General features: G+C 73.4%; 9 protein-coding genes. 5 read left to right on the top strand and 4 right to left on the bottom strand.

Going from position 1 to position 8,233, the window contains the following annotated elements; translation table 11 throughout:
* Nucleotides 1-91: 91 nt before the first annotated feature.
* Nucleotides 92-1,273: an alpha/beta hydrolase family protein gene (locus tag ACFY0X_RS36770; RefSeq protein ID WP_387760876.1), complete on the bottom strand. Its 1,182-nt coding sequence runs from the start codon at nucleotides 1,271-1,273 to the stop codon at nucleotides 92-94.
* Nucleotides 1,274-1,656: 383 nt separating this feature from the next.
* On the opposite strand from ACFY0X_RS36770, the gene ACFY0X_RS36765 reads away from it, so the two are divergent.
* Together ACFY0X_RS36765 and ACFY0X_RS36760 are read left to right on the top strand one after the other, a co-directional pair.
* Entirely contained in the window at nucleotides 1,657-2,133 is a 477-nt protein-coding gene (locus ACFY0X_RS36765) for a universal stress protein (protein WP_387760875.1), read from the top strand.
* A gap of 382 nt (nucleotides 2,134-2,515) precedes the next feature.
* Nucleotides 2,516-3,721, top strand: coding sequence for a serine hydrolase domain-containing protein (locus ACFY0X_RS36760; RefSeq protein WP_387760874.1), 1,206 nt, complete (start codon nucleotides 2,516-2,518; stop codon nucleotides 3,719-3,721).
* Between the two features lie 153 nt (nucleotides 3,722-3,874).
* On the opposite strand, the gene ACFY0X_RS36755 is transcribed toward ACFY0X_RS36760, so the two are convergent.
* Nucleotides 3,875-4,156, bottom strand: coding sequence for an aldo/keto reductase (locus ACFY0X_RS36755; RefSeq protein WP_387760873.1), 282 nt, complete (start codon nucleotides 4,154-4,156; stop codon nucleotides 3,875-3,877).
* Here ACFY0X_RS36755 and ACFY0X_RS36750 point away from each other — a divergent pair.
* Nucleotides 4,124-4,498 (top strand): hypothetical protein, encoded by a 375-nt coding sequence (locus ACFY0X_RS36750; protein ID WP_387760872.1) that lies wholly within the window; start codon nucleotides 4,124-4,126, stop codon nucleotides 4,496-4,498. The genes ACFY0X_RS36755 and ACFY0X_RS36750 overlap by 33 nt on opposite strands.
* A gap of 135 nt (nucleotides 4,499-4,633) precedes the next feature.
* Here the strand turns inward: ACFY0X_RS36750 and ACFY0X_RS36745 are convergent, their stop codons facing one another.
* Nucleotides 4,634-5,224 (bottom strand): TetR/AcrR family transcriptional regulator, encoded by a 591-nt coding sequence (locus ACFY0X_RS36745; protein WP_387760871.1) that lies wholly within the window; start codon nucleotides 5,222-5,224, stop codon nucleotides 4,634-4,636.
* A gap of 98 nt (nucleotides 5,225-5,322) precedes the next feature.
* Here ACFY0X_RS36745 and ACFY0X_RS36740 point away from each other — a divergent pair, with 98 nt between their 5' ends.
* The gene (locus ACFY0X_RS36740) at nucleotides 5,323-6,246 is read left to right on the top strand and encodes an alpha/beta hydrolase family protein (protein ID WP_387760870.1); all 924 of its coding nucleotides are present in this window, start codon (nucleotides 5,323-5,325) and stop codon (nucleotides 6,244-6,246) included.
* 108 nt (nucleotides 6,247-6,354) lie between these two features.
* Here the strand turns inward: ACFY0X_RS36740 and ACFY0X_RS36735 are convergent, their stop codons facing one another.
* Nucleotides 6,355-6,987, bottom strand: coding sequence for a helix-turn-helix domain-containing protein (locus ACFY0X_RS36735; protein WP_387760869.1), 633 nt, complete (start codon nucleotides 6,985-6,987; stop codon nucleotides 6,355-6,357).
* A 664-nt stretch (nucleotides 6,988-7,651) separates the two neighbouring features.
* Here ACFY0X_RS36735 and ACFY0X_RS36730 point away from each other — a divergent pair.
* Nucleotides 7,652-8,053, top strand: a complete 402-nt coding sequence (locus tag ACFY0X_RS36730; RefSeq protein ID WP_387760868.1) for a DUF1963 domain-containing protein — start codon at nucleotides 7,652-7,654, stop codon at nucleotides 8,051-8,053.
* Nucleotides 8,054-8,233: the final 180 nt, after the last annotated feature.

Raw genomic sequence — 8,233 nt, 5'->3', positions numbered from 1 at the left:
CGTTCCCACTCGGCATCCGTGAGATCACCCCGCCCCATGCCCGGAACAACGAGCAAGGCCGGTGATAGTCACATGATCGGGCGGACAAGTCCTAGTGCTGGAAGATCACTTCCGGATCGTTCGGCGAGGGGCCGTCCAGCAGCGGACTGCGGAGCCCCTTCAGCGTCCGGTCGAAGAAAGCTGTCACGTACTTGCGGGTGATCACCACCCCGCGTTCCGAGGAGAGGGGCGGTGTCGGGAACCCGGCCTGCTCCTGAAGCAGGTCCAGGTCGGAGAAGCTGAAGTGGTCGGCGCCGGCGACCGTCAGCCACTTCTTGTAGCCGCCGAGGGCGGCCCAAGGGTGCTCCCAATCGGTGTTGGCGGCCGTACCCAGCATGAGGAACGGCCGGTTGATCCGGCCGGGCATCGGGTCCGGGTGGAAGGTGCCGTCCATGTTCACTCCGGCTCGTACTCGCGGGTCGGCGATCATCGTGGCGGCGGCCGCCGCTCCGCCGAGGGAGTGTCCGGCCATGCCGATCCCGTGCTTGTCGATGAGGTGTGCCAGGCGCCACGAGGTACTGCCGTGCGTCAACCGGTCGATCACGAAGGACACGTCCAGCGCACGGCTGGCGGCGACGGAGTCGAAGTCGAGCCCCGCCGGCCCATCGCAGATCGCGCACGGCGGCGTCCGGCCGTCCGCCAGCGTCTCGCCGCTGTCCTCGTAGGTGTGGCCGACGAGCGCGACGACGTAGCCGTGACTGGCCAGGTCGGTCGCGAGCGAGGTGAGCGTCATGCGCGGGTTCTCGTACGCGGGTGAGAGGACCACCAGCGGATACTTGCCGCTCCGCGGCCGCGCGCCGTCGAAGGCGTGGGTGGTGACGCCGGCAAGGGTCTGCGGGGTGACGCCGGAGCTCGCCGGCAAGTTCTGCCGCCGGAGGATTCCGGCTGCCTCGGCGAGGGTCATGTAGGGGGCCGGAGTCCCGGTCCCGGGGACGGCCGGGTAGACCATCGTGACGGCCAGTTGGCGGGGGCCGGAAGACGGCACCCACGGGTCGGGACGGCTCGCGTCGGTGAGGTGGATGACGTCCTCGCCGGCGGCGTAGGGGCCGGTCGGCGCGGGGAGCGTGCCCTGGAAGGATCGCGGGGGCGTCGTGGCAGCCGTGTCGACGGTCGTGTGGACGGCGGACGGCAGGGTCGTGGCGGCGAGTCCGGTGCCGGTCGCGGCCACTGATGCGGCGAGACCCAGGACGGCGACGGCACTGGTACGGCGCCTGCGGTTCGAGGTGGTGTTCACGGGCACGATCCTGCCCGGCCCCGCCCCGCCGCTCGATCATGCGGGCTTCCGTCTTGAAGGTGGTACTGGCTACACCAAGATCCCAGCGGCGCGCTCTCCCTGATCGCCACCACGTCGCTCGGTGCTGTCCTGTGCCTGCGCTGGGTGAGGGCCGGCAGCCCCTGCGGCGTCGAAGACATCGAGCGTCACGCCGAAGACGGCTGAACCGGTGCCGGAAGGCCGCGGGCCGGACTCGTTCACGGTCCTGTCTCCGGCGTGCTGTCCCGGGAGCCGCGCCCCGGTCCTGGAGGAAGCGCTACCTGCCGCTGTCGGGGGAGACTGGAGGAAGTGGAGCGGCCCGGGTGGGCCGGCACCGGCGTCGGGCACGGCAGGTGGTGAGACGGATGGACGGGCAGTCCGATCGAGAACATCGAATCATCGTCGGGGTCGACGGCTCGCCATCCTCGGTCCGGGCGCTGAGCTGGGCGATCGGCATGGCGCGTCTGACGGGTGGAGCTGTGGACGCGGTGGCTTGCTGGCAGCCGGCGACCATGTACGACTGGATGCTGCACGCGAAGGACGCCGGCCATGAGGGGGCCGCGCGCGAGGCCCTCGCCGGAGCGGTGGCGGAGGCGCTCGCCGGCACGCCGCCGGTACCGGTGCGGCAGACCGTGCTGCCTGGCAATGCCGCCGAGGTGCTGGTGGAGCAGTCCCGTGAGGCAGACCTGGTCGTCGTCGGCAGTCACGGGCACGGTGGTTTCACCGGCGGACTGCTCGGGTCGACGAGCCACAGGTGCGTCGAGCACGCGTTCTGTCCGGTGGTCGTCGTCCGGCCGAGCGGCACGACGACTCCTCCGGCAGATCGGCCAGGGCCGGGCTGAGTGCCGCTCGGCCGGGCGCGAACGTCCGGCCGGCTCCGGACAGGACCTCGGCTGCCCGAAGCAGTCGAACAGCTCATCCAGCAGCCCCGTCCGGATCCGGATCCGAGGCGCTGGTGCTGCTCAAGGCATCGGCACAGCGTGCAGCACGGGATGACACGGTCGTGGTGTCCGGCGGGCGCGGGCCTTCACGGACCTGGTCCGCCAGCGCCGGGCCAGCTGGTGCCTCTCCGGATCCGCCAGGCAGAACAGTCCGACGTTGTCCCCGTCGCGTCGCCGGCGCCCACAGACCGCCTTTCACGAACGCGCGGCCAGAACCCCCAATTCTCCCTGAGGTGAACCCGAGAGCGCCCCGTCGGGCGTCGGCGCTGGTTAGCGTGCGGGCATGACCTCGAACCTCCGCACGAAGCGCCGCGGGCGTCTGGCGGTGGCGGCCGGTGCCGCCGTCCTGCTCGTGGCGAACGCCGCCACCGCCACGGCCGCTACCGCTCGGCCCACCCATGTCCCTTCCGCAGAGGAGCAGTTGAACCGCGACGTGGCGGCGATCCACGCCCTGGGCATCAGCGGCGTCCAGGCCCGTACGGTCGGCCCGGACGACCGGGAGTCGGTGGCCACCGCCGGGACCGCTGACCTGACCACCGCGCGCCCGGTGCACCCCGACGGCTTCTTCCGGATGGCCAGCACCTCCAAGACACTGATCGCCACTGTGGTCCTGCAGTTGGAGGCCGAGGGCCGGCTGTCGCTGGACGACCCGGTGGCCCGGTGGCTGCCGTACCTCGCCTGGGGTGAGGGCCACGACCCGGCCCGGATCACCCTGCGCGACCTGCTCCGGCACACCGGCGGCATCTCCGACGCCGGGCTGCCCGGGTACCGCACCGCGCAGGAGTACGAGGAGCAGCGCTTCGACCGCTACACCTCGCGGCAGTTGGTGGACCGCGCCGTGACCCAGAAGCCGGTGACGGGCTGGAGCTACTCCAACAGCGGCTACGTCATGCTCGCCCTGGTCGTCGAGCGGGCCACCGGCCGCCCCGCCCACCAGGAGGTCCAGAATCGGATCCTGCGCCCCCTCGGCCTGCGTGACACCCGCTGGACGGGCACCTCCGCCACCCTGCCCCGCCCGCACGCCCGGGCCTACGAGTTCTACGGCCCCGGTGCCGAGAAGGACGTCACCGTGCAGGTCCCGGTGGCCACCGAGCTGTCCTGGGTGACGACAACCCGCGACGAGAACGCCTTCTTCCGGGCGCTGCTCTCGGGCCGGCTGCTGCCAGCCCGGCAGCTGGCCGCGATGAAGGACGGCGTCGACGTCTCCGGGAACCCGCAGGCCGCCGCGATGTGGCCGAAGGGCACCCGGTACGGGCTCGGTCTGGTCGGGATCCCGCTGGTCTGCGGTGGCGTCGAGCAGGGGACGTACTGGAGCCACGAGGGCGGCGACGGCGGCTACATCACCCTCAACGGCGTGACCGGAGACGGGCGGCGCAGCGCGGTGGTGTCGATGTCGGAGGCGCGGGGCGACTCCCTGGAGCACATCGTGGCGCAGGAGCGGGCGGCCACGGTGCTGGTCGAGCACTCGCTGTGCGCCGGCACGCCCTGAGCCCGCCCGTCCTCCCCGCGCCCGCGGGGCCGCCTGGCAGTGCTGGGGCAGCTGACAACCGTCACCGACGCGGAAGCGATCCGGACGTGGCTCGCCCGGACGGTGAGCCGACCGCGGCTCCGGACTCCGGCTCCCGCCGCCGGCGGGGCCGGTTCAGCGGCGGGTCTCGATCCGCAGGTCGCCCGTGGTCACCCGGCGGATGGGCTCGCTCGCCGGCAGCTCGTGCGGCTGGCCGGGGGCGATCGCGCCCGCCGCGTCGAGCCGGGCCAGTTGGGCGTCGGTCAGCTCGACCGTCAGGGCGCCCGGGTTGTCCTCCAACTGGGCGGGCGTGCGGGCGCCGAGCAGCGTGCTCGTCACGCCCGGCTTCCGCAGCGTCCAGGCCAGCGCCACCTGGGCCGGGGTGTGCCCCAGCTCGCCGGCCACCTGCCGGACCACCCCGGCCACGCCGAGGCTGCGTTCGGTGAGGGTGCCCAGGGCGAGGTTGTGGCTCCGGCGGCACCCGCGGCGGAGGACCGGGCGCTGGCCGGGATGATCGCCGAATCCACCGCGCAGGACGAGGAGTTCGCCCGACTCCGGGCCGAGCGGGAGGTCCGGGTCAACGGTCGCGGCCGCAAGCTGCTGCGGCACGCGGCCGTGGGGACGATCGCCGTCGACTTCGAGGTACTGCTCCCGCTGGAGGACCCGGAGCTGCGGCTTCTGGTCTACCGCGCCGCGGACGACGAGAGCCGCGCGGCCCTGCACCGGCTGTGCGGCGGTGACGGGTACCGAGAAGGCTGACAACTCACGGTTGGTTGCGAGGAGCGCAGCACGAGCGTCCCCGGGGCGGTCCTGGTCGGTGGGCGCGCCGTACAGATCACCGACACCACCGCGAGCGGTCGGCAGCCGGCCGTCCGGAGTGAGGGGTCTGCGTCGTCAGGCCGCCGCGGGGCCGTCCGGGGGCGGGGCCGTCCGGCAGCCGGCGAGGAGTCGGGCGACCATGGTCCGGGCGTGCTCGCGGTCGTATCCCGGGCCCAGGATGCACAGGTTGCCGACCGCTCGCATCAGGGTGTACGCGGTGACGTCCGGGTCCAGTTCGCCCCGGGCCTTGGCGGTGTCGAGGAGCGAGGCACAGGCGGGGACGAGGGTGTCGAGCATCAGGGAGTGCAGGCTCTGCAGGCTGGGGTCCTCGGACTGGAGTGCCGCGCCCAGTCCGTGCTTCGTGACCAGGAACTCCACGAACGCGTCCATCCACCGCGACAGGGCCTCGCCCGGCTTCGGCGACCCCGCGAGGTCGGTGGCGAGCTGGGCGCACTCGTCCACCTGGTGCCGGTAGACGGCGACGACCAGCTCCGCCCTGGAGGGGAAGTGGCGGTACACGGTGCCCAGGCCCACTCCGGCCCGGCCGGCGATGTCACGGATGGGCGCCTGGACGCCCTGCTCGACGAACGCCTGCGCGGCGGCCGCGAGCAAGGACTGACGGGTGCGCTGGGCGCCCGCCGCTCTGGAGCCGGTCGGTCCGGACACATCTCACCCCTGGTTCGCGGAACATTGTTCCGCTACGGTGAGCGGAACGTCGTTCCGCCAAGTATGCGGCACGCGCCTCGCCGACAGGAAGTCCGCACATGCTCCCTCCTGCCCACTCCCCGAAGAACCCGAAGAAGACCGTCGCGATCAAGCCCGTCACCGTCCCCGTCGGTGAGCGGGCGGTGCCCCTGCAGGTCAAGGTGACGGCACCGGCCGAGGGCCGCGACCTGCCGGTCATCGTGTTCTCCCACGGCAACGCGTGGTCGATGGACGGCTACCAGCCGCTGGTCGACCGATGGGCCGCCGCCGGCTTCGTCGTCGTGCAGCCGACCCACCTGGACTCGCGCCGCAACGCGATAGGTTTCGACGATCCGCGCTTCGGCACCGTCTGGCGCGTGCGCATCGCCGATCTCCACGGCGTGCTGGACCACCTCGACGCCGTCCTGGCCGAGGCGGGCGACCTGATCGACCGTGCCGACCGGACGAGGGTCGCCCTCGTCGGACACTCCTGGGGCGCCCAGACCGTCGGCGCCCTGCTGGGCGCCCGGGTGCTCGACGCCCAGGGCGTCGCGGGCGAGGACTTCTCCCACGGCGGAGCGAAGGCGGGCGTGCTCATCGCGGCGACCGGTACGGGCGACTCGCTCACGCCGTTCGCCGTCAAGCAGCTGCCCTTCATGAGGCCGGACTACTCCACCATGACCACGCCGGCGCTCGTCATCGCGGGCGACAGGGACCAGTCGAGGATGTCCACGCGGGGACCGGACTGGTTCCTCGACGCCTTCGACCTCAGCCCCGCTCCCAAGCGCCTCCTCGTGGTCCCCGGCGGAGAGCACACCCTGGGCGGCATCGCCGGGGAGGCCGTGAGCGAGACCACCGACCCGGACGCCGACCGGGTCGCCCTCGTCGCCGACGCCGTCACCGCGTACCTCCTCGACGCCCTCGAACTCGACCCCGGTACGTGGTCCCGCTTCCGCGCCGACACCGAGGCCGTGGAGAAGGCGTCCTTCCGGCACAAGGACTGACGTCGGCCCGGTGCCGCCCCTCCCGGCCCGTCGCGCGCCGCACGGCGGCGGGCCGGGAAGCCGTTGCCCGCCGCCGCCGGCCGCCGGCTCGCACCGCGCTGCGGGCCGTCACCGCGCAGCCGACTTCCTGTCACCGGCCCAGCGAGCGGGGGCCGGTGGGGTGCGCTGCCGCAGCCGCTCGCCCTGCGGTCCGAACATGACCAGGTACTCGACCGGGCCGCCGGGGCCGGCGTTCGCCACTCCGTGCGGGGTGCGGGTGTCGAACTCCGCGACGTCCCCGGCGACCAGGACGAGGTCCTGGTCGCCGAGCGCGAGCCACAGCCGCCCGTACAGGACGCAGAGCCACTCGTGGCCGTCGTGGGAGAGCTGACGGGGCCGCGCGGGCGGGCCCTCGACGGCGGGTAGGACGTGCTTGTGGGCGTGCAGGCCGCCGACGTACCGGGTCAGCGGCAGCACCGCCTTGTCGTCGCCGAAGCTCAGCGGCGCCCTGGCGCGCGGCTCGGCCGCCGGAGCGGGTTCGGTGCCGGCCAGCTCGTCCAGGGAGACGCCGTACTCCTTCGACAGCTGCAGCAGCACCTCCAGGGTGGGTCTGCGCCGACCGGTCTCGATCCGGGACAGCGTGCTGGCCGAGATGCCGGTCGCATGGCTGACCGCGGTGAGCGTCAGCCCGTGGTGCTCGCGCGCGGCCCGCAACCGGGGCCCCATCGTGGCCAGCGTGCCGTCCACGTCGTCGACTGCCACCTGTCCCGCTCCTTCCGGCCGTACCGCTCCACTGCTCCACCGCTCGTCCGGCGAGCTTGCCAGAACGGCAAGCTCTATCGCGTCGGACGGGTGCCCCACCGCATGATCGACGGGCGGCCCCGCCCGCCCCATGCCCCACGCCTCGCGGCCATCGGGGCTGTCGAAGCCAAACCTCCGTGTCTGCAAGGGAGTTCGACCCGTGCCACTGCCCCTCCTCAAGCCCGTCAGGACCGCCCGGTGACCGACGCGAGCATGGACAGAGCGAACCGCTTCCGGGCCGAGGCGGCATCCCACGGCCTGCCGTCGGAGGAGGTGGAGGAATGGATCCGCAGCGCCCGTCCGGCGGTGTACCTGGCGGAGGGCGGTGACGGTCCCGTCGTGGCCCGGATCGGCGGCGAACCGCTGCTGCCGCACGGCGTGCCGAGGCCGTCCGAGCCCTTCGTGGCCTCCGTCGACCTCGCCGCCCTCCCGCCGGGCGCGACCGGCCTCCCGCTGCCCGCCGACGGCCACCTGCTCCTCTTCTCCGGCGTCGACGTGCACGGTGTCGGGCGGCAGGTGCCCGACGCGGTGCTGTACGTCCCCGCCGGTACCCCGACAGCCCCGAGCCCCGTCGAACACGGCGAACACGGCGCGCGCGCCGTACCGGCCGCGGGAACTCCGTACCGTGTGGCACCAGCCGAGCGCGCCGATGCCGGAGAGCTTCGCCCTCGACCGATGGGGCGAGTTCCCCGAGGACGAGCAGTTCGAACTCGCCGACGAGCTCGCCGACGCCTGGGCGCACGGCGGCGGCCACCGTCCTCCCTGGGACCTGCAGATCGGCGGCCATCCGGTCTCGCCCCAGAACGACCCCGTCCACGACGCCCGTGATCCCCAGGAGGCCGGCCCCTCCGAGCACGGCGGCACGGCTCCCGGAGACGGCGCCGACGACTGGTGCCTCCTGGCCACCTGGAGGTGCGGCGACGACGTCACGGAACTGGACTCCGGCACGGCCCACTGGGTGATCCGCCGCCAGGACGCGGCGGCCCGGCGCTTCGACCGGGTCCACCGCTACGTCGAGATGGCCTGACCGCGTGGGCGGGGCGGGGGGGGGGGGCCCCCCGGCCCCCCCCCCCCCCCCCCCCCCCCCCCCCCCCGCCCCCCCGGCCCCCCCCCCCCCCCCGCCCGGATAGCCGCTATCGGAAGGTGAGAGGCGTTCTTACGTGTTCACTTCCGTTCGGGTCGGCGTGCCCGGCGCGGTCGGCGGCGT

The sequence above is a fragment of the Kitasatospora sp. NPDC001547 genome (assembly GCF_042894165.1).
Lineage (GTDB): Bacteria > Actinomycetota > Actinomycetes > Streptomycetales > Streptomycetaceae > Kitasatospora.
Note: the sequence above shows the minus strand (reverse complement) of the source record. Positions and strands in the feature narration are given on the sequence as shown.